Here is a 19,344-nt window from a genome sequence, read left to right as displayed (position 1 = left end):
AAAGGTCGGCTTCGTAGCCACGTCAGCCAGGCACGGTAGGGTTCCGGTGGTGTTCAGAGTGATGTTCCACGAGCCCCGAATCCCACCCAATACCGGAAACGCGATCCGCATGGTCGCGGGAACCGGTTGTGAACTGCACCTGGTGGGCCCGCTTGGGTTCGACCTGTCCGAACCGAAGCTCAAACGAGCAGGCTTGGATTACCACGATCTCGCATCGGTCACCGTTCACGAGAATCTTGCGGCCGCGTGGGATGCAGTCCTCCCGGCGCGGGTGTTCGCGTTCACCGCGTACGCAACTACGTCGTATGCCGACATTGCCTATCAACCCGGCGATGTCTTGCTGTTCGGTCCCGAGCCGACGGGTTTGTCCGAGGAAGTGTTGGCGGACGCTCACATCACCGAATGCCTGCGGATTCCGATGCTCCCCGGCCGACGGTCACTCAACCTGTCCAACGCAGCAGCACTCGTGACGTATGAGGCCTGGCGTCAGCACGGCTTCAAGGGTGCGGTCTAACCTGTCAGCGCGAGTGAACGGCAGCGTTGGATCCGAGCGCAATATCGAGGAAATCTCTTGCGGCGCCACGTAATCCACGCACCGGATCCCACACGGCCTGGAGGCGTCGGGGCATCCGAAGGCCTTCGACGTTGACGGCTACGAGCCTGCCGTCGGTCAGATCTGCGGCGACAGCAAGGGACGAGAGCACCGCCGGCGCATTGCCCGCGACCACGGCAGCTTTGACGGCGGTGCACGAGGTGAGCTCGAGCATCGGCGGCGCGCAGCCCGGCACTGCATTCTCGAGGGTCATACGGGTGCCTGATCCGGATTCCCGCTGAATAAGAGGAGTGCGCGCGAGTTCGGCGATCGGAACCGGTGCGCCGCGGGCCCACTCGTGTTCCGGCGGAACCACGACCACCAGATGATCTCGCGCCACTTCACACGACGCGAGCGCCGACGGCACGTCCGGTCCCTCGACAAAGCCGATGTCAGCTTTGCCGGCCTGGACCTGAGCTGACACGTCGGAAGAATTGTGGAGACTGACCGATGCGACGACGTTCGGGAACTTGTGACGCATCGCGACGGTCCAGCCGGGGACCAGATACTCGGCGATGGTCATGCTCGCGGCGACGGTGACTGCTGCGTCTCGTTCCCCGCGGAGCGCGGCGACACCGGAGGCCATCTCCTCGGCGGTGACGAGTATGTGGCTGGCCCATTCGAGGATCAGCCCACCTTCGGCCGTCGGACGCACACCAGTGGCGGCTCGATCGAACACCTTGATTCCGAGTTGCCGCTCGACGGACCGAACCCGTGCACTGACGGCTTGCTGGCTGAGTCCGTGCTCGCGACCGGCTGCCCCCATGCTTCCCAGTCGAGCTACCGACCGCAGCACGTCCAGCGCACTGAGTTCCGGCACCCGAGGAGACAACATAGGTTCAGATTAGACCCACAACCGCCAATTGTGGGTATTCAAGATCGAGCCGTCTACCGGCACGAATCGGCTCCGGTCAGACTCGAGTCTATGAACACCGCACCGCAGTCCGCCTTCGCACACATCACCCCGAATTGGTTCGCGGCTGCGATGGGAACCGGAATCGTGTCGGTGGCAGCGGCCTCCCTCGAACCCGAGATCGCGGCGTTGAAGGTAGTGGCAGAGGTCTTCTGGTTCCTGGCTGTTGCCATCTTGTTCGCGTTGGTGGGCGCTTTTGCCGCGCATTGGACATCGCATCGCGATCAAGCTCTGGCGTACCTGCGTAGCCCAGCAATGTTCCCGTTCTACGGGGCCGTGGCAATGGCCCTGCTGACCGTGGGTTCTGCGACCGGCACCACCGGTCAGATCTTTCTCGGCCATGGCGTCGCAATCGCCATCTCACTAACGCTGTGGGTTCTGGGCACCGCGCTGGGTCTCGGCACGTACGTCGTCATGATGGTTCGGTTGGCCCGCGACGGCGGCATGGCGCCGGCTATGCCGTTCTGGCTCATGCCCGTCGTACCGCCGATGGTCTCCGCCACGACAGGAGCGGCGGTCACGTCGCATCTCTCCGAAGGTGCGCTGCGCACGTCGGTTCTCGTGTTCTGTTACATCCTGTTCGCGATGGCACTGACGGCAGCGATCGTCATCATCGTCGCTGTCGCTCGCCAGTTCGCAGACAATCGTGCTCGCGGAGTTGATGCGATTCCGTTCAATGCCATTCCCTCACTGTGGATTCCACTGGGCGTGATCGGCCAGTCGATCGGTGCCTCCAACCTCCTGGCCGCAGCGTCGCAGGATGTTCTCGACGCACACACAGCCGCCGCTCTGCACACGTTCGGGCTTGCCTACGGCACCGTCGTCGGAGCGCTCGGTGTGGTCGCGTTCATCACCGTCACGACGATCACCGTTCAGGCACTCCGACGCGGCCTGTCCTTCTCGCTCGGGTGGTGGAGTTTCACCTTCCCGATCGGCGCCTGTGCCGTCGGCGCCAGCGCCTTCGGAGTCGCTACCGGTTCGCCGTTGGTTCTCGCTGTGGCCGTCACGTTGTTGGTTGCACTGATCCCCATCTGGGCGACGGTGGCAAGCCGCACCGTGGCTTCGATCCGCAGTGGCGTCCTGCCGGCCGCCGCCTAGCCCGACCGGAGAATCAGACCTCGCCGGTCTCGACCTTACGACCGGACTGGAACCACTCCATCGTTCCGCCCCGAACCGATACAGCGTTGATGTCGCGGCCCTGCAAGTACTCGGCGACCTGCAAACTACGTCCGCCGACCGCACAGATCACATAGACGGTTTCCGCTTCGGGAATCTCACCCAGACGCGCAACGAACTCGCTCATCGGGATCAGCACCGCGCCGGGAACACGCACCTGAGCGAACTCGTCGGCTTCCCGAACATCGATCAACGGCGCACCCGTCGCCAGTGCCGCTTCCAGTGCATTCAAGTCGACTTCCAACATTGCTCTTTGTCCTACCTTCTTGTGTGCCGTTGCCGGTATCAGGCATAACGGTACGCGGCGCGGTAGAGGCCGGACGGGACGACTGACCCGCGACAGAGTTCGATTCAACGAAAATCCCGAGAAGTGGCGGCGACTCGCAGATCCATCCGCTGCATCCGATCTGCCACAACCGTGACGGCACCTTCGGCGTTTTGAACTTTTCCCCGAATCAGGAGAGCCGGCGACGTGTTTGCGAGCTTTCGATACCTCGCCCACAGCCCCACCGAACACACCACGTTGACCATCCCGGTTTCGTCCTCGAGGTTGATGAACGTGACACCTCCCGCCGTCGCCGGCCGTTGGCGGTGCGTCACCGCTCCCCCGACCAGCACTCGATCGCCGTCCGGAACGTCGAGCAAACCGTTGGCCGGTACTACCCCCAAGGCATCGAGTTGCTTGCGAAGGAATTGTGTCGGGAAGGTGCCGGGAGAAACGCCGGTCGCCCACACATCCGCCGACGCCAATTCCACGTCGCTCATGCCGGGCAAGGTGGGAGCCGTAACCGAAGCGCCGATTCCCGGTAAACGATCCGGACGCTCCGCTGCCGCAGCGCCCGCAGCCCACAACGCTTCTCGACGCGAAATCCCGAAGCTGGCGAGCGCACCGGCTGTTGCCAGCGATTCTGCTTGCGCCGTAGTGAGTTCCACCCTTCCGGTCAGGTCCAGAAACGAGGTGAAGGGACCGTCCGAGATGCGCTTCTCGACGATTTTCGCCGCGAGCGCATCACCGATATTGCGTACCTCTCCCAGTCCCAACCGCACCTCGAGTCCTTCCGCTTCGACGGTGGCGTGGGCGAGACTGATGTTCACGTCGGCCCCCTGTACCGGCACCCCATGCCGACGCGCATCGGCAACGAGCGACTGCGGTGAGTAGAAACCCATCGGCTGCGCTCGCAGCAGTCCGGCACAGAAGGCTGCCGGATGATGCAATTTGAACCACGACGAGTAGAAGACCAACGCGGCAAAACTTTGTGAATGACTCTCCGGGAAGCCGAAATTGGCGAAGGCATGCAGCTTTTCGTAGATGCGATCGGCTACGGCGTCCTCAATTCCGTGGAGGTCACGCATTCCCTGATACAGCCTCGCCCGCAGTTGCTCCATCTTCTCACTGGACCGCTTCGATCCCATGGCCCGACGCAGTTGATCCGCCTCGGACGGCGTGAATCCCGCGACGTCGACGGCCATCTGCATCAACTGTTCCTGAAACAACGGAACACCCAGCGTCCGCTTCAGCGACTTCTCGAGCGACGGGTGGTCGTAGGTGACGGGTTCGCGTTTGTTGCGTCGACGGATGTACGGATGCACTGATCCACCCTGGATAGGACCGGGGCGGATGAGCGCAACCTCGACTACCAGATCGTAGAAATTGCGGGGCTTGAGACGCGGCAGTGTTGCCATTTGCGCCCGTGATTCCACTTGGAACACTCCCACCGAATCTGCCCGCTGCAGCATCTCGTACACGGCAGTCTCCGAGAGGTCGAGTTGCGCCAAATCGACTGTGACACCTTTGTGTTCGGCCACCAGATCCATCATGTAGTGCAGAGCTGAGAGCATTCCTAGCCCGAGGAGGTCGAACTTGACCAAACCTGCTGCGGCACAATCATCTTTATCCCACTGCAGGACACTGCGATTGGCCATTCGCGCCCATTCCACCGGGCAGACGTCAGCGATGGGTCTGTCGCAGATGACCATGCCGCCGGAGTGGATGCCCAGGTGGCGCGGAAACCCTTCGATCTGCGCCGCCAATTCCAGAACCGGTCGCGGGATATCCGTCTCGGCATTCTTGTCGATACCTCCCCACCGACCCACCTGCTTACTCCACGCATCCTGCTGCCCTTGCGAAAAGCCCAGTGCCCGAGCCATATCCCGCACCGACGACTTGCCGCGATAAGTGATGACGTTGGCAACCTGCGCGGCATAGCCGCGGCCGTACTTGGTGTACACGTGCTGGATAGCTTCTTCACGACGGTCGGATTCGATATCCACGTCGATGTCGGGCGGGCCGTCACGCTCGGGCGCCAGAAACCGCTCGAACAGCAATTCGTTGCGCACCGGGTCGACATTGGTAATGCCGATGGCGTAACACACGGCAGAGTTTGCCGCGGAACCTCTTCCCTGACAAAGAATGTCATTGTTCTTGCAGAACGAGACGATGTCGTGGACAACCAGAAAGTATCCGGGAAAGTTCAAGGTCGTTATGACAGCCAGTTCGTGTTCGAGTTGCTTGTAGGCCTTCGGCGCTACCTCGGGAGCGCCATAGCGCTTCAACGCACCTTCCATAGTCAATTCGCGTAGCCACGACGCCTCGGTGTGGCCCGACGGCACATCGAACGGCGGAAGTTTCGGAGCGATGAGCTTGAGATCGAAGGCGCACTCACGCGCCAACTCGGCTGCGCCACTGACAGCCTCGGGATAAAGCGAGAACAGTTCGGCCATCTCTTCACCCGAACGTAGGTGTGCCCCGCCCGTCGGAGCCAACCATCCGGCTGCGTCGTCCAGGCTCTGCCGGGATCGGACAGCGGCCATCGCCATCGCCAGTCTTCGCCGAGCGGGTGCCGCAAAATGTGCAGCGGTAGTTGCCACTGTGCGTAAGCCCTGCTCGCACGCCAGCTCGACAAGAACGGCATTACGCTCGTCGTCCTCGGCCAGCCCGTGATGGGTGAGCTCGACCGATACCCGTTCGGCGCCGAAACGCTCGACCAGATCCCGTAGCGCCTCTGCAGCAGCTTCTCGACCACCGAATGTGAGCGCTTGCCGCACATGACCTTTCCGGCAACCGGTCAAAATCTGCCAGTGCCCGCCGGCAGCTTCGGTCAAGGTATCGACGTTGTACTGCAACTTCCCCTTCTCACCGCCCGCCAAGTGCGCGGCGGCAATCTCACGGGAGAGTCGCCGGTACCCTTCCTGCCCCCGCGCCAGCACCAGCAGGTGAGTTCCGCCCGGATCAGGGGTTCCGGTACGAGGTACCGAATCCAAGGACAACTCGGCCCCGAATACCGTCCGCATCCCCCATTCACGGGCGGCCTCCGCAAACCGCACTACTCCGTAGAACCCGTCGTGATCGGTGACAGCGATAGCTTCGAGACCCAACCGCACCGCCTCTTCCACCAACTCTTCCGGAGGCGACGCCCCGTCGAGGAAACTGAAGGCCGAATGGGCGTGGAGTTCGGCATAGGGCACTGTGCTGCCACTTGCCGGGGCAAGCTCACCCGCGCGGTACTCCCCGCGCTTGCGTGACCAGGCCGGACTGTCACTTCCGTCACCCGGAAACAAATCCTCATGTTCAACCCGGCCGTGTTGAATTTGGCCGACCCGGCCGGCTCGCCCCGAGAGCACCCGCTCCATCTCGGACCACGTCGGCGGTCCATTACCCCAACCCATAACTTTGCCTCACGTATTACTCGATCCACATGCTCGATCTACGGAGATGCTGGGAGGGAAGGCGCATCATGTATCGAACTTATGTTCGATACGCTCAATTCTGGCAGGTTGCCTGCTGTCCGTCAAACAAGAGCGGTGAGGGCGCGCACTCGATCTGCGGGTGCACGCTTCGGGCAACTGGTGCACTTGCCCTCACCCGGCACCTCGTAGATCAGGCAACACGACGCCCGTTGCGTGAACCTCCGCTGCCCCGAAGGCACCAGCGTCAACGGATTCTCCACCGGTACAGAATTTCCGGACCGATCCACGTCGACGAATCGAGGCCGTGGAATAGGTGCTCCTTCGCTGCGTAGGACGTCGATCAATCCAGTGGCGCAAGCACTTCCGCGCTCCCGGCGCATTCCGGCCGCGTCAAGGCTGCGGTTGGCAATGGAGTCGGTGGTGATTGCCCACAGCGCATTCTCACGGACTCCGGACACCTCGGCCAACACCGTGATGACTGGGGCCAGAGCTCCGTACATCGCTCTACCCAACTCGCCGATACTTGCAGAGATGGGGATGACCGATCCTGCCGCAAATCCTCCAAGATATCCGTTGTCGCGCAAAAATATTCGACCATCGCGCAACGACGGATCAGCTGCGAACCCGGTGACCAACCCCGTCCCGAGAGGGATTCCGGCCAACGTGGAACTGGCCGAATACCACCACAGGGTTCCGTTGACGCGGTCGTCGTCGCTTCCCCAACGCCGAGCAGTATCAGCGACGCGTGCCGACATCCAGTCGGCATCCGTCATCAACTCTGCCGGAACGGTTTCCGGGTACGCGTCGAGGCCCTCGAAGAACGGTACAGCGGCCGCCATCCGCGCATAGATCTCAGCGATCTTCTCACTCATGCCAACCCCACAATCTCCATCCGCGGACGCACACCTTGTTCCACTCGAGCCTTGATCCCGAATACCTCGGCCAACAACGATTCTTCCAGTACCAGGGCGGTCGGCCCACACGCACGCACGTCACCATCGGCGAGGACTGCCAGTCTGTCGCAGTACTCGACAGCCAACCGTAGATCGTGCATCGTCACCACAATCGCCAAGCCTCGAGACGCCAATTCGGTGAGCAGTTCCATCACGATCAATTGATGCCGTAGATCGAGGTGGTTGGTCGGCTCGTCGAGCAACAGGATCTTGGGTTCCTGCGCCAGCGCACGGGCAATCGACACGCGTTGTCTTTCACCGCCCGAGAGACTGGCGACATCGCGCCCGGAAAGTGCCGCGAGGCCGACCTGTTCGATGCAGCGATCCACGATCTCGGCATCGCGGCTCGTGGTCCGATCCAACCAGTTCCGATGCGGTGTCCTACCGAGCGCTACGGATTCGCGAACCGAAAGCCCGCCGGACACAGCAGGTTCCTGGACACTCGCCGATACAGTTCGAGCAATGTCCCGGCGCGAGAGCGACGTTGCGTCCACCTGATCGATCAGCACCGCCCCGCCGCTGGGAGTCAGGGCGTTGTAACAACAGCGCAGTGCCGTGGTCTTGCCACTGCCGTTCGGTCCGACCAGACCGAGAACTTCACCCGCTGAAACCTCGAAGCTGATGCCGTGCAATACCTCCCGGTTACCCAGGCGGGCTCGGGTGTCCACGAGTTCCAGTAGCGTCACTGGCTCCAGCCCTAGCGTCACTGTTCCAACCTCCGATACTGACGAGAAAGCATCCAGACGAAGATGGGTGCACCCACCAAGGCGGTGATGACGCCCACGGGCACCTCCGTCGATTCCGATACCGAACGAGCCACTGTGTCTGCAGCGACCATCGCAACGGCCCCCAACAGTGCCGCTGCCGGGAGGAGACGAATTGCTCTGGTACCTACAACAAAGCCGGCAAGATGCGGGATCAACAATCCGATGAAGCCGATGCCGCCGGCGACGCTCACGGCGGCACCGGCAAGCACGGACACCGCGAGAAGCGACAACACGCGAAACCGTCGTACGTTCATACCGAGAGCAGCGGCGCCGTCGTCACCCGTCTGCAGGACGTCCATCCATTGCGCGCTGAGCATCAGCGCTATTCCGACGACAACGAGCGCAACTGTCGGGAAGATCAGCGTCGACCATCGTGCGTCACCGAATCCGCCGGCCAACCAGTGCATCACGGAGGTCACATGCTGATCGTCTGCCAAAACCAGAATGCAGAAAGTGATGAGCGCCGAGAATATTTGTGAGAGTGCAACACCCACCAGAATGATCGCCGTCGGCTGTGGGTATCGCCCACCGATCAACAAGGCCAGGAACAACGGCGCCATCGCCCCGATGAAGGCCGCTGCCGGGATCGTGAAAACCCCGAGTACGCCGGCTCCGATTCCGAGCACGGACACCAACACAACCATGAAACCGGCGCCGGACGACACTCCCAGCAGGTAGGGGTCCGCGAGCGGGTTACGCGTGACGGCTTGAGCCACTGCACCCGACATCGCCAACGATGCACCCACGACAGCTGCGGTGAGCGCGCGCGGGAGTCTGGAATCGATGACGATCGACTCCCTCGCTACCGACCACCAGGTCTCGAAAGTTCCTGGCGCCAAGCGTGCTCCAACTATCGCCCACACATCACCGACTGGGATACGGACCGATCCGAAGGACACCGCCAGCCCCAGCGCCACCGCCAGTGCGATCAGTAGGCCAACGAGCAGAGTGCCGTACCCGGCACGCGAACGAGTCACTGTGCCGCGTCAGAGCCTGCAGTTGAAGCGCCCGGATGGAATGCCGTGGCGATTGTCTGCGCTGAACGCACCAGGCGTGAACTCTCGAAGAGATCCGCCAGAGGTACCACGACAAATCGGTTCTGCTGCACTGCCGGTGTCGTTGCCATCAACGGCTGGGACCGCAGGAAGTCGATCTTCTGATCGGCTGTCTTGTCGCCGTAGTCGATGATGACGATGGCCTGGGGCGCGCGTTCGGCAACGGTCTCCCAGGTGGTCTTGAAATAGGGCTTGGGTCCTTCGGAGAAGATGTTCGTCACACCCGAGTACTCCGCTACCAATTCGCCGACGCCGACGCCGCCGACAGTTGTCGGGACGTCCTCGCCGCTGTCGTAGAAGAAGGAGGACACCGGCGCAGCATGATCGACCGAAGCGCGGACCTCGTCGAGGCCGGTACTGATCTGCTCGGCCACGGCGCGAGCGGAATCTTCGACGCCCAAGACGCGGCCGAGCTGGGTGTAGTCGTTCACCAGGAGTCCGATGTCGGGGAATCCGGTGCCGCAGTATTCGGAGAAGAGGAAGGTGTTGATGCCGTGCTCTGCGAAGGCATCCCGTGATCGACCCTGCTTCTCGTTGAAGGCACTAGTCATTCCGCCCACTACGAAGTCAGGATTCACGTCGAGGATCTGCTCCGCACTCGGGAAGGTGTCGGACAGACTGGGAATCTTGTTGAACTGTTCTGCAGTCTCCGCGGTGGGCGGGTTGTCGCTGTACGCCCGACCGACGATGCGGTCACCCGCACCGATCTCGATGAGAGCCTCGGTGACATGGCCGTTCAGGGACACGATGCGTTGCGGAGGCGAATCGAAGCTGACTTCTCGATCACAATTGGTGACGGTGATCGGTTGCGCAAAAGACTCGACCGAAGTGGAACCTTCTGCCGCTTCGCCTTTCGAACAGCCGGTAGATACCAGGGCAACCGCGATCAAGGCGGCGGCAACTCGGGAGGCGGAAATCTGCAGTGACACGGGGACCTCGTAAGGGCTCAGAGCCACGAATGAGAATCCGACAGCGAACTCTTCACCGCGTGGATCCGCGGGCCAGAACTCCTGCTGGACTTCCGTTTCGTAGACCACGACGAATGGGATGTCGCACACCGCACGGTGGGTAATCGGACTCGTCGACGCTCGGAAACTACCGAGACTTTCGACCTACCGTTGCGGGTCAGTGCCGGATTTGGACCGGCTTCCCCCACTCGTGTGGCTTACAAGTGCTTCACAGCAGTATGCACGATGCATCCGAACCGGGTCACGCGGATCCAGGAAGGCTCGCATCGACGAAACCTGAGGCAACAGGATTCCGGACCATTACAGTCGGTACGGCCATGTCCGAAAAATGTAAGTACCGGAGTTGAAATGACACGTTGGGCCCATACCGTCGTCTACCGAAAATGGTGGGTGCTCTCGCTCGCGATCCTCATCGTGCTCATCAGCGGCGTCTGGGGTCTCGGAGTGTTCGGCAAACTCAGCCAGGGCGGGTTCATCGATCCGGGAAGCGACTCCGCAAAAGTCGCGGATATCATCGAGGCGAATCTCGGGCCCCAAACACCCGACATCATCGCGATCTACACGCCGACGGACGGCCGGACCCTCGACGACATCGGACCGGCAGTGACGGCCGCCGTCGATCAGTTCAAGACGGAAGTATCGACGGCGTCGGTGAAGTCGTATTGGACCGCCGACGCCGCAACACGTCCGAACCTTCTGTCCCACGACGGGACGATGGGGGCTGTCGCCATCACGTTGGCACCGGACTCGGGGATCACGTCGGCAACCTTCACCGATCTCCTTCCGACACTCGAAGTTGAAGGTGCGCAGACACAATTCGCCGGTAATACCGTGGTCGGTGTCGCCTTCAACAACACGCTGGAGAAGGATCTGGTAGTCGCTGAGGCCATCGCCATCCCGATAACCCTGGTGTTGTTGGTCTTCATCTTCGGCGGCATCGTCGCTGCGGCTGTACCGGTTTTTGTCGGCGTCCTGAGCGTGATGAGCGCCTTGGCTGTTCTTCGGATTCTGACCTACTTCACCGATGTCAGTTCGTTCTCCATCAACGTGGCATCGCTCCTCGGACTGGGACTTGCCATCGACTACGGCCTGTTTGTTGTCGGCAGGTTCCGTGAAGAGCTCGAATCCGGGTCCGAACCCGGCGCAGCTGCCACCCGCACCGTTCTGACTGCGGGCCGTACCGTCATGTTCTCGGGTCTACTTCTCATCTGTGCGTTCAGCGGCATGCTGGTGTTCCCCCAATCCGTGATTCGTTCACTGGGATTCGGGGCCATTGCCGCGGTCCTGAGCGCCGCTGTCCTGTCATTGACCGCAGTGCCTGCGCTGCTTGCCATTCTGGGCCACCGCATCAATTCGTGGACCTGGCGCAAGGGTGCAGCCCAACGCGGAGAAGAACGTTCGCGTAAGTTCTGGGGACGCGTCGTCACCGGGGTGATGAAACGCCCAGTGGCCGTGTCGGTCACGATCGTCACCGTCCTGCTCGTTCTGGCATCGCCGCTACTGGGCGCGCGGTTGGGCGAACTCTCGTTCACCGCACTTCCTGCCGACGACCCAGCCCGCGTCGCCATGGAGACCTTGGTCAACGATTTTCCGCAAACCGGCAACGGTGCGACGCTGATCCTGCAAGCGCAGGGCGACACCGTTCTCACACCCGCAGAGGGCGCCGCAATCGCCGAAGCTGCGGGCCAGGTCGAGGGCATCGGGCAGGCAACCGTCGTCGCGACCACGAACAAGTTGGTCGCGGTCCAAGCGTTCTACAGCGAAGGTTCCACGTCGCAGTCTCAAAGCAGCGCTGTCACAGACCTGCGGGCGATCCCCGCACCGGACGGCACCGAACTGTTGGTAGGCGGCGGTCAAGCCATGGTCGACGACGGCAATAATGCTGTCCTGCACTGGTTGCCGGTCATGATGTTGATCATGGTCGGTTCAACCCTGGTCCTGTTGTTCCTGGCATTCGGATCAGTGGTGTTGCCGATCAAGGCGGTCCTCATGGCGGCTTTGAGTTTGGCCACCACCTTCGGTGTACTCACGTTCGTATTCCAGGATGGGCACGGCGTCGAACTGCTCGGGGTCAGCCAAACTCCACTCGAAGCTACCTTCGTCGTGTTGATCCTGGCCGTCGTCTTCGGATTGTCCACGGACTACGAGGTTTTCCTCATGTCCCGCATGGTCGAAGCCAAGAACGCGGGCGCGACGACGGAGGAGGCAGTCAAGTTCGGCACCGAGCGAACGGGACGGATCGTGACTGCCGCCGCACTACTTCTCATCGTCGTGACAGGTGCTTTCGCGATGTCCGGACTGGGCGTGATGAAGTTCCTCGGCGTCGGCATGATCGTGGCGTTGATCGTCGACGCGACCATCATCCGAATGTTGTTGGTGCCATCCCTGGTGAAGCTCATGGGCGATGCCAACTGGTGGGCACCGGCGTGGATGAAGAAAATTCACGCAAAAGTCGGTATCGGTCACTGATCGTGCTTCGCTCTAGCCGATTAACTTACTTTGGAGTAAGTTAGTCGGCTATGGCCACATACATCGTCACGGGCGGTACCGGATTCCTCGGTCGAGCGGTGCTGCCGCTCCTTCTCGAGCGTGATCCAATCGCCCAGATACATGTGCTGGTCAGAGCTGGTTCCGTGGCCAAACTTAGGGCGCAGATGTCTGATGTTGTCGGCCACGATCGGGTACATCCGATGATCGGCGATCTGACCGCACCCGGATTGGGCGTCGACTCACCGCCAGCCGCCGATCACATCCTGCACCTCGGCGCGGTGTACGACCTACGAGCCGGTGACGAGCAAGCCTCCACGAATGTCGAAGGCACCCGATCGGTGATCGACCTCGCCGTCCAACTCGACGCAACCCTCCATCACGTGTCGTCGGTCGCGGTTTCCGGCAGTTATCCCGGAACGTTCAGCGAAGCCGACTTCGACTGCGGCCAAGCCTTTCCGACGCCCTATCATCGCACCAAGTTCGAAGCCGAAAAGCTGGTTCGGGAGCGCGGCGGTCTCACCTGGCGTGTCTATCGCCCGTCTGCTGTGGTCGGCAATTCCGTCACCGGGGAAATGGACAAGATCGACGGTCCGTACTTCCTGTTTCCCGGATTGGCGCTGCTCGCGAAACTGCCGGCAGCGCTACCTGTTCCGATCCCCGATCTCGGGTCCACCAACGTGGTGCCGGTGGACTATGTTGCCGCTGCCCTGGTCGAGTTGATGCATCTCCCCGGTCGTGACGGCGAAGCTTTCCATCTGGTCAATCCGAAGCCTCAACCGGTTCGTGAAATCTACGCGGGACTGGCCAAAGCTGCCGGCGCCCCGCGCCCTTCCCTGAGTCTGCCTGGCGCCATTGCCAAACCGTTTGTCTCGGGACTCCCCATCGCTTCGGCGGAATCCGCGCGCAAGGTAGTTCTCGAGCGTCTGGGTCTGCCCGCGGCATTGCTCGACAATCTGACGATGGCCACAACTTTCACCTCCGAAAGGACGGTCGAAGCACTCGCCGGAACTGACTTGTCGGTTCCCGAGTTCGGCTCCTATTCAAAGGTTCTGTGGCGATACTGGCAGGAGAATCTTGACCCGAATCGGGCGCGTCACACGCACCCGGACGGCCCCCTCGTGGGCCGGATCGTCCTGATCACCGGCGGCTCGTCGGGCATCGGCCGCGCGTCGGCCATCGCTGCTGCAACCAAAGGTGCCACGGTACTCCTGATCGCCCGGCGTGCAGACGAACTCGACACTGTGGTCGGAGAAATCCGAGCGGCCGGCGGCACGGCCCACGGGTACCCGTGTGACATCACGGACGAGGAAGCCGTCGATCGCACAATGAAAAGCATTCTCGCCGAACATGATCACGTGGACATGCTGGTCAACAATGCGGGCCGATCCATCAGGCGCAGCGTCTACCGCTCCACCGACCGTTTCCACGATTACGAGCGGACAATGGCCGTCAACTACTTCGGCGCAGTCCGATTGGTATTGGCGCTCCTACCGACCATGCGTGCGCGACGCTTCGGCCACATCGTGAACATCAGCAGCGCCGGCGTGCAGGCCGCGTCACCCCGATTTTCGGCATATGTGGCCAGCAAAGCCGCCCTCGATGCATTCTCGGATGTTGTTGCTTCCGAAACACTGACGGATGGAATCACTTTCACCACAATTCACATGCCGTTGGTCGAAACCCCGATGATTGCGCCGTCCGGCGCTTCCAACAGCGGCCCGGTTACCAGCCCGGAAAAGGCCGCCGCCATGGTGATCCGCGCACTGATCGAGCGACCGAAACGCATCGATGTTCCACTAGGCACCCTGGGTGATCTGGGCACGATGTTCGCACCTCGCACCAAAGACCGAATCCTTCATCAGATGTACCGAGCATTCCCGGATTCGCCGGCGTCGAAGGGGCAGTCAGACGAAACACCGTCGGCGGCACCCGCACCCAGCCATCACTCTCGCTCACGATTGCGCAAACTCGGACGACGCGCCGCGCGCCTGGTCCCCGGAACACACTGGTGAAGTAGCGTTTCGACCATGGACGACAACACGAACCCGACGGTTCCCATCGGCTACGACATCGCCTGGGGCATTTCCGCGATCCTGTGGTTCGCACTCACTGCCACCGCGCTTTTGTCGGTTCTCCGGTCCACAACCCATCCGTGGGAATCGAAGATCGGCTGGTGCGCAATCATCGCCCTACTTCCGATCGTCGGAGCGACCGCCTGGTTCTTCCTCGGCAACCGTCCGGGCCGTTCTACGTAAGCAACAGTCCTGAACCCAATTCACGAACAGACTTAGCGGTAACGGGCCGAACAGGTTTGGGCACTGCCCCACAACTCGGTGGACGCGGAGGCAACTCCGAAGTTTCGGTCTCCACTTCCCATCGCCGACTGTCCACATGCTCAACGATGGATACCCCGGCACCCAGATCGATCACGCTCAGATCATCAACACCGCAGCTAATGTGCTGCCGTACAGCAATTTCCGACACCTGCCCTTGTGGAGTCCAGGTACTCCGGCCACGCAATCCCGGAAGGTAGACGCTGCCACTCATTGCTGATTCAACGGCTTCGAGGCTGTCAGCTTCGGACAGTCTGCCGTAGGTATAGCCGCTGGGAAGCAGGATCATCGACGGCGCAAAGCGATGCCCGCCGGTATGCGAACATTCCCACACATGCTCACCAAATGACCGAACCAGCTCTGCTGCAACGGGTCTACCGAAAACGGCGCAGCATTGATCGCGCTTACCGTGTGCGCACACCAGAACCATGGGTTCCTCGACGCGGTCGCCCAGACCGGGAGCCGGCCCGCCGAGCACTGCAAAGTCGATATCGAGGAGATCGAAGGGTGTATCGATCTTCACCCGCTCACACCAGGAATCGTCCGGATCGGTTCGAGCCAGCAACACCGTGTGGCCGGAAGTCAGCGGCTCACTACGACCCGGATGCCGGATGAACATGATGCGCACATCTGCCGCATCAGCCCGACGGCTCAACTCCGTGGCAAGTTCCTCACCCAACGCGGTGCCGTCGAGCACATCTCGGCCCCACGCGGCGGTGAACTCGAGGCACACCCAACCACGCACCTCCGCGGCTGTGCCTTCCAACGGCTCGTCGACGGCGGAGAGTGCTGAGCAGGTCATGGCTTCGATCACCACGCCATTGTGTCAGCTCCTGTCAGTGAAACTTTTACCCTCCGCGAGTTGGCTGATGAAGTTTGTGATCCGGCGCGCTCTGGTCTCCGGCCGCTTGGCCTCCTGCAACCGGTAGACGATTGTGAACCGGTTCGTAGAATTCAGAGTCTCGTAGAACGCCTGCGCCTGAGGATTCAAGGCGAGCGCGTCGAGGAAATCCTGCGGCACCTCGGCTTTTGCCGATCCTGCGTAAGCCTTTTCCCATCGACCGTCGGCCTTGGCCTTCTCGATCGCGGCAATGCCGGCTGGTTCCAACAGACCCGCATCAGCCAATCTCGCGACGATCTCCACGTTGCGTTTGGACCACGGACTACGCGTCGTACGTGGGGAGAACTTCTGTACGAAGAAGTTGTCGTCGACTCGCTTGGATTGACTGTCGATCCAACCGAAGCACAAAGCGACATCGAGGGCTTGGTCGTAGTCGATCGACGAATGAGATGAGGTCTTCTTGGCCATCTTCAGCCACACCCCCGGTACAGACTCGTGATTTTGCGACAGCCAGCGGCGAAACTCCTCGCCGTCCGCAAAGTATTCGGTGCCCAGTTCTACTGCCATCGTCGCTCCCTACAGTCTCGATGCCCATACTCTGACAAAGCCCTGCGACAGGTACCCCAGAGTTCCCAGCGCCAGCCCCCATTTTGCGATGCTGACAGCCGAGGTAACTCGCACCGCCCCGTCGCTGATCTGATCGCGGTGATCGAGAAGGTGCAATCCGACGACGTTCTCGATGTAGTCCCCGACAGCAGAAAGCACGGGTGCCACAGCCAGAGCTTTCTGCGTTGCCGGCGACAGTGGCACGTGCTCCCCCAGTCGCTGTGCACCCGCACGCAATGCCATTGCGTAGATCGCCGGATGTACAAAATCCGGGAAGTAGTGGCTACGGAAACGTGCAGTCTCGGCGTCATCCATTTTTGCCAGAACCTCGCGGTATCGACGAGCCGAGAATGCCGTCTGCACTTCCAGAACCCGCGGAGCCGCCGGACCCAGAAGTCTGACGATATTGGCCTGGGAGAGAACAAAAGCCGCGGACCACATGGCCATGGATCGCTGATTCGAGGTTCTGAACATGACCGCAATCTTGCCAGTTGCGAAATGAATGAGTCAGATGAATGCGGGTATCCCTACCGGTCAGGCCCGATCGATCACAGGAGAGCCCATGTCCACCACCGCCAAGCCGACGGTTCTTTTCATTCACGGACTGTGGATGCATCCGAGCACGTGGGAACCGTGGGCGCAGGCTTTCAACGAACTCGGCTACGCCACGATGGCACCCGGCTGGCCTGGAGACGCGTCTACCGTCGGAGAGTCCCGCGAACATCCTGAGGACATTGCCGATCACGGGATCGACGAAATCACCGACCATTACGCGCGGGTGATTGCCGACCTTGATTCACCGCCGATCGTGGTCGGCCATTCCTTCGGCGGCTTGATCGCCCAAAACTTCTGGGACAGAAATTGGCTTCTGCCGCAGTAGCTATCGATCCCGCACAACCCAAAGGCGTCCTGAAATTGCCTCTCGTGCAACTCAGCAGCGTGCTCCCGGTCCTATCCAATCCCACCAACTATCGGAAGGCGTATTCCCACACCAAGAAGTCCTTTCACAAGTCCTTCGCAAGCGCGATCACGAAAGACGAATCCGACGCACTGTACGAGAGATACGTCATTCCGGCGCCGGGGCGACCACTTTTCGAAGCTGCTCTCGCCAACTTCTCTCCCCACAGCCCTGCAAAAGTCGACTTCAATGCAGACCGCGGCCCGCTGCTGATGATCGGCGGCGGAAAAGATCGAACGGTCCCGAAAGCCAGCTCCGACAGTTCGTTCAAGATGTACCACAACGCACCAACAGTCAACGAGTACAAGATCTTTGACGACCGTGGGCATTCACTGACCATCGACCACGGGTGGCGCGAAATCGCAAACTACAGCTTGGCCTGGTTGGACCGCCAAGGCCTGAGCCCGACCAACGGACACGGCACTCAGAACGGTGGTGGGTCGTCGCCGTAATCCACCGGCTTCCGCGGACGAACCACGTACTTACGTCCCGACGCTGTTGCCCGCACCCGCATCAACCGCTGCAACAACTGAGTCCGCCGCCGAACTTTCAGCCGCCGCTCCCGCCGCTCCAACTTCTCAGCCCGAACATCCATCAGCGCACGCCGACGCCGGCGTTCACCCCGAACCCGGGCAGCCTTGTTCTCCAACCTCGTCCGCCTTCGTGGCCCGCCCTCCGGTGGGACCGGATCCGGCAATCCCGCCAGCAATCCCGCCGCCCGGGTTCGGTAGCAATGCCCCGTCGGAGAAACCACTGTGACTGTGCGATCCAGGTTCGGGGTGTGCAACCAACGCCCGGAATGCTTGAGCCGATGATGATTTCGGCAATACGCCGACAGATTCGACGCGATCGTTTTCCCACCATTGGCGGGATCGGCGTGATCGAACGGCACCAGATGGTCGAGATCGCAATTCCACGCCGGGACGTCGCAGTGCAACCACTGGCAACTCCCCGCCGCCGCCCGTAGCCACGTATCCAATGCCGCACCGGGGCGGTAGACCAACGCCGACGCCGGCAGTGATTCCGAGGCAGGCTCAGGCACTACATCTGCCGGCACCCGCACCTCCCGCACAATCCCATCCTTCGCGATGTCCCGCGCCTGATCGGCACTGATCACCCCGTACCCATCCAGATGCGCCGGCTCGTCAGAACCCTGAACCGTCGACTCCGACATCACCACAACCACCAACGGACGACGCACCACCGCCAACCCACCACGGTCCTGCGGACAATCCACCCGGCCACAATCACACGGCAACACCGCCGAACCATCCAACAGAGCGCCCAACGCATCCGCCCGACGCTGCTCATACGTCCGCGAATCATCCCGGCACACCGACAACGCCAACTCCCGCAACCGACCGTCGAACAGTCGGGCCTGCTCCGCCGGAATACTGCCCACGATCCGGGCCATCCCGTCCTCCATCGCACTGACCCCGACAAACCGGTCCGCCAACGCCCGGCGTCGGCGCTCCCGCATCCCTTCCGGATCCACCCGCGCCACAATCCGATCGATCACACCGGTCAACCGGCGACCCGTCAACCCCGTCCCACCATCCACGGCTGGAGCCAATACCTGTTCCAGGACAAGGCGTTCCACCTCGTCGATCAACTCGTCCGACACATTCGCAGTGGCCGATTCGATCAACCCGACCCGATAGACATCCAACTCCCCGCGCGCCATCGCCGCCCGCGTACGGTGCAGGCGGGTCTTCAACGCAAAGCCCAGTCCGATGAGTTTCCCGGCCGCTGAGCGGCCCATCGTCAACACCGCCCCGATCTCCGATTCCGCCAACTCGTGCGCCGTGGACGACCACGTCCCGGAGGCCATGTGCTCGGCGCTACGGCGGGTGAAGAACTCGGCAATCGCAGCAAGTTTGCGCTCCACCAACCGAGCTTCACACGAATGCAGTTCGGAGATGAAATCGATGAGGGCGCAATCGGATTCGGCACCGGTCAGCGGCGCTGACGGACCGTAACTTCCCACCCCCGACTCCAACATCCC

Annotated in this window: 18 protein-coding genes and 1 riboswitch; of the genes, 7 read left to right on the top strand and 11 right to left on the bottom strand. The window is 61.6% G+C overall.

What is annotated here, in order from left to right; translation table 11 throughout:
* Positions 1-49 precede the first annotated feature (49 nt).
* Positions 50-514 carry a tRNA (cytidine(34)-2'-O)-methyltransferase gene (locus BDB13_RS12975; protein WP_094274885.1) on the top strand — a complete coding sequence of 155 codons (465 nt, stop codon included), beginning with the start codon at positions 50-52 and terminating at the stop codon, positions 512-514.
* A 4-nt stretch (positions 515-518) separates the two neighbouring features.
* Here BDB13_RS12975 and BDB13_RS12970 read toward each other — a convergent pair whose 3' ends face one another.
* Positions 519-1,427, bottom strand: coding sequence for a LysR family transcriptional regulator (locus BDB13_RS12970; protein WP_094271996.1), 909 nt, complete (start codon positions 1,425-1,427; stop codon positions 519-521).
* A 90-nt stretch (positions 1,428-1,517) separates the two neighbouring features.
* Here BDB13_RS12970 and BDB13_RS12965 point away from each other — a divergent pair, with 90 nt between their 5' ends.
* Entirely contained in the window at positions 1,518-2,603 is a 1,086-nt protein-coding gene (locus BDB13_RS12965; RefSeq protein ID WP_254922805.1) for a TDT family transporter, read from the top strand.
* 13 nt (positions 2,604-2,616) lie between these two features.
* Here BDB13_RS12965 and BDB13_RS12960 read toward each other — a convergent pair whose 3' ends face one another.
* The 6 genes from BDB13_RS12960 to BDB13_RS12935 form a co-directional block, all read right to left on the bottom strand.
* Entirely contained in the window at positions 2,617-2,928 is a 312-nt protein-coding gene (locus BDB13_RS12960; RefSeq protein ID WP_094271994.1) for a rhodanese-like domain-containing protein, read from the bottom strand.
* 104 nt (positions 2,929-3,032) lie between these two features.
* Positions 3,033-6,347: an error-prone DNA polymerase gene (locus BDB13_RS12955; protein WP_094271993.1), complete on the bottom strand. Its 3,315-nt coding sequence runs from the start codon at positions 6,345-6,347 to the stop codon at positions 3,033-3,035.
* Positions 6,348-6,469: 122 nt separating this feature from the next.
* Positions 6,470-7,240, bottom strand: coding sequence for a (2Fe-2S)-binding protein (locus BDB13_RS12950; RefSeq protein ID WP_094271992.1), 771 nt, complete (start codon positions 7,238-7,240; stop codon positions 6,470-6,472).
* Positions 7,237-8,007: an ABC transporter ATP-binding protein gene (locus BDB13_RS12945; RefSeq protein WP_094271991.1), complete on the bottom strand. Its 771-nt coding sequence runs from the start codon at positions 8,005-8,007 to the stop codon at positions 7,237-7,239. The genes BDB13_RS12950 and BDB13_RS12945 overlap by 4 nt, the downstream gene beginning before the upstream one ends.
* Positions 8,008-8,024: 17 nt before the next feature.
* Entirely contained in the window at positions 8,025-9,065 is a 1,041-nt protein-coding gene (locus BDB13_RS12940) for a FecCD family ABC transporter permease (protein WP_094271990.1), read from the bottom strand.
* Positions 9,062-10,072: an ABC transporter substrate-binding protein gene (locus BDB13_RS12935; protein ID WP_094274884.1), complete on the bottom strand. Its 1,011-nt coding sequence runs from the start codon at positions 10,070-10,072 to the stop codon at positions 9,062-9,064. The genes BDB13_RS12940 and BDB13_RS12935 overlap by 4 nt, the downstream gene beginning before the upstream one ends.
* A gap of 117 nt (positions 10,073-10,189) precedes the next feature.
* Positions 10,190-10,362, bottom strand: a riboswitch (cobalamin riboswitch).
* Between the two features lie 97 nt (positions 10,363-10,459).
* On the opposite strand from BDB13_RS12935, the gene BDB13_RS12930 reads away from it, so the two are divergent.
* From BDB13_RS12930 to BDB13_RS12920, 3 genes are read left to right on the top strand one after another with little or no spacing between them, the layout of a single operon-like run.
* Entirely contained in the window at positions 10,460-12,580 is a 2,121-nt protein-coding gene (locus BDB13_RS12930) for an MMPL family transporter (RefSeq protein ID WP_094271989.1), read from the top strand.
* Between the two features lie 50 nt (positions 12,581-12,630).
* On the top strand, positions 12,631-14,613 hold the full coding sequence (locus BDB13_RS12925; RefSeq protein WP_094271988.1) for an SDR family oxidoreductase: 1,983 nt from the start codon (positions 12,631-12,633) through the stop codon (positions 14,611-14,613).
* Positions 14,614-14,628: 15 nt separating this feature from the next.
* On the top strand, positions 14,629-14,856 hold the full coding sequence (locus BDB13_RS12920) for a PLD nuclease N-terminal domain-containing protein (protein WP_094271987.1): 228 nt from the start codon (positions 14,629-14,631) through the stop codon (positions 14,854-14,856).
* Here the strand turns inward: BDB13_RS12920 and BDB13_RS12915 are convergent.
* From BDB13_RS12915 to BDB13_RS12905, 3 genes are read right to left on the bottom strand one after another with little or no spacing between them, the layout of a single operon-like run.
* Complete coding sequence (locus tag BDB13_RS12915) at positions 14,849-15,736, bottom strand: sucrase ferredoxin (RefSeq protein WP_094271986.1); 888 nt, start codon at positions 15,734-15,736, stop codon at positions 14,849-14,851. The two genes, BDB13_RS12920 and BDB13_RS12915, sit on opposite strands and share 8 nt — an antisense overlap.
* A 24-nt stretch (positions 15,737-15,760) precedes the next feature.
* Positions 15,761-16,342: a YdeI/OmpD-associated family protein gene (locus BDB13_RS12910; protein WP_094271985.1), complete on the bottom strand. Its 582-nt coding sequence runs from the start codon at positions 16,340-16,342 to the stop codon at positions 15,761-15,763.
* Between the two features lie 9 nt (positions 16,343-16,351).
* On the bottom strand, positions 16,352-16,855 hold the full coding sequence (locus tag BDB13_RS12905) for a hypothetical protein (RefSeq protein WP_094271984.1): 504 nt from the start codon (positions 16,853-16,855) through the stop codon (positions 16,352-16,354).
* An 88-nt stretch (positions 16,856-16,943) separates the two neighbouring features.
* Here BDB13_RS12905 and BDB13_RS32940 point away from each other — a divergent pair, with 88 nt between their 5' ends.
* Both BDB13_RS32940 and BDB13_RS32935 read left to right on the top strand, forming a co-directional pair.
* A complete protein-coding gene (locus tag BDB13_RS32940) occupies positions 16,944-17,261 on the top strand; it encodes an alpha/beta hydrolase (RefSeq protein ID WP_254922803.1) in 318 nt (105 codons plus the stop codon).
* Entirely contained in the window at positions 17,243-17,791 is a 549-nt protein-coding gene (locus BDB13_RS32935; RefSeq protein ID WP_254922802.1) for a hypothetical protein, read from the top strand. The genes BDB13_RS32940 and BDB13_RS32935 overlap by 19 nt, the downstream gene beginning before the upstream one ends.
* Here BDB13_RS32935 and BDB13_RS12895 read toward each other — a convergent pair.
* Positions 17,764-19,341 (bottom strand): HNH endonuclease signature motif containing protein, encoded by a 1,578-nt coding sequence (locus BDB13_RS12895; RefSeq protein ID WP_094271983.1) that lies wholly within the window; start codon positions 19,339-19,341, stop codon positions 17,764-17,766. The two genes, BDB13_RS32935 and BDB13_RS12895, sit on opposite strands and share 28 nt — an antisense overlap.
* Positions 19,342-19,344: the final 3 nt, after the last annotated feature.

This window comes from Rhodococcus sp. OK302 (assembly GCF_002245895.1).
GTDB lineage: Bacteria > Actinomycetota > Actinomycetes > Mycobacteriales > Mycobacteriaceae > Rhodococcus_F.
The sequence above is the reverse complement of the archived record's forward strand: the minus strand, read 5'-3'. Positions and strand labels throughout refer to the sequence as shown.

Coding starts and splice junctions, on each gene's coding strand:
- BDB13_RS12970 (WP_094271996.1), bottom strand. CDS start 1,427: ATGTTGTCTCCTCGGGTGCCGGAACTCAGTGCGCTGGACGTGCTGCGG.
- BDB13_RS12965 (WP_254922805.1), top strand. CDS start 1,518: ATGAACACCGCACCGCAGTCCGCCTTCGCACACATCACCCCGAATTGG.
- BDB13_RS12960 (WP_094271994.1), bottom strand. CDS start 2,928: ATGTTGGAAGTCGACTTGAATGCACTGGAAGCGGCACTGGCGACGGGT.
- BDB13_RS12955 (WP_094271993.1), bottom strand. CDS start 6,347: ATGGGTTGGGGTAATGGACCGCCGACGTGGTCCGAGATGGAGCGGGTG.
- BDB13_RS12950 (WP_094271992.1), bottom strand. CDS start 7,240: ATGAGTGAGAAGATCGCTGAGATCTATGCGCGGATGGCGGCCGCTGTA.
- BDB13_RS12930 (WP_094271989.1), top strand. CDS start 10,460: ATGACACGTTGGGCCCATACCGTCGTCTACCGAAAATGGTGGGTGCTC.
- BDB13_RS12925 (WP_094271988.1), top strand. CDS start 12,631: ATGGCCACATACATCGTCACGGGCGGTACCGGATTCCTCGGTCGAGCG.
- BDB13_RS12920 (WP_094271987.1), top strand. CDS start 14,629: ATGGACGACAACACGAACCCGACGGTTCCCATCGGCTACGACATCGCC.
- BDB13_RS12915 (WP_094271986.1), bottom strand. CDS start 15,736: ATGACCTGCTCAGCACTCTCCGCCGTCGACGAGCCGTTGGAAGGCACA.
- BDB13_RS12910 (WP_094271985.1), bottom strand. CDS start 16,342: ATGGCAGTAGAACTGGGCACCGAATACTTTGCGGACGGCGAGGAGTTT.
- BDB13_RS12905 (WP_094271984.1), bottom strand. CDS start 16,855: ATGTTCAGAACCTCGAATCAGCGATCCATGGCCATGTGGTCCGCGGCT.
- BDB13_RS32940 (WP_254922803.1), top strand. CDS start 16,944: ATGTCCACCACCGCCAAGCCGACGGTTCTTTTCATTCACGGACTGTGG.
- BDB13_RS12895 (WP_094271983.1), bottom strand. CDS start 19,341: ATGTTGGAGTCGGGGGTGGGAAGTTACGGTCCGTCAGCGCCGCTGACC.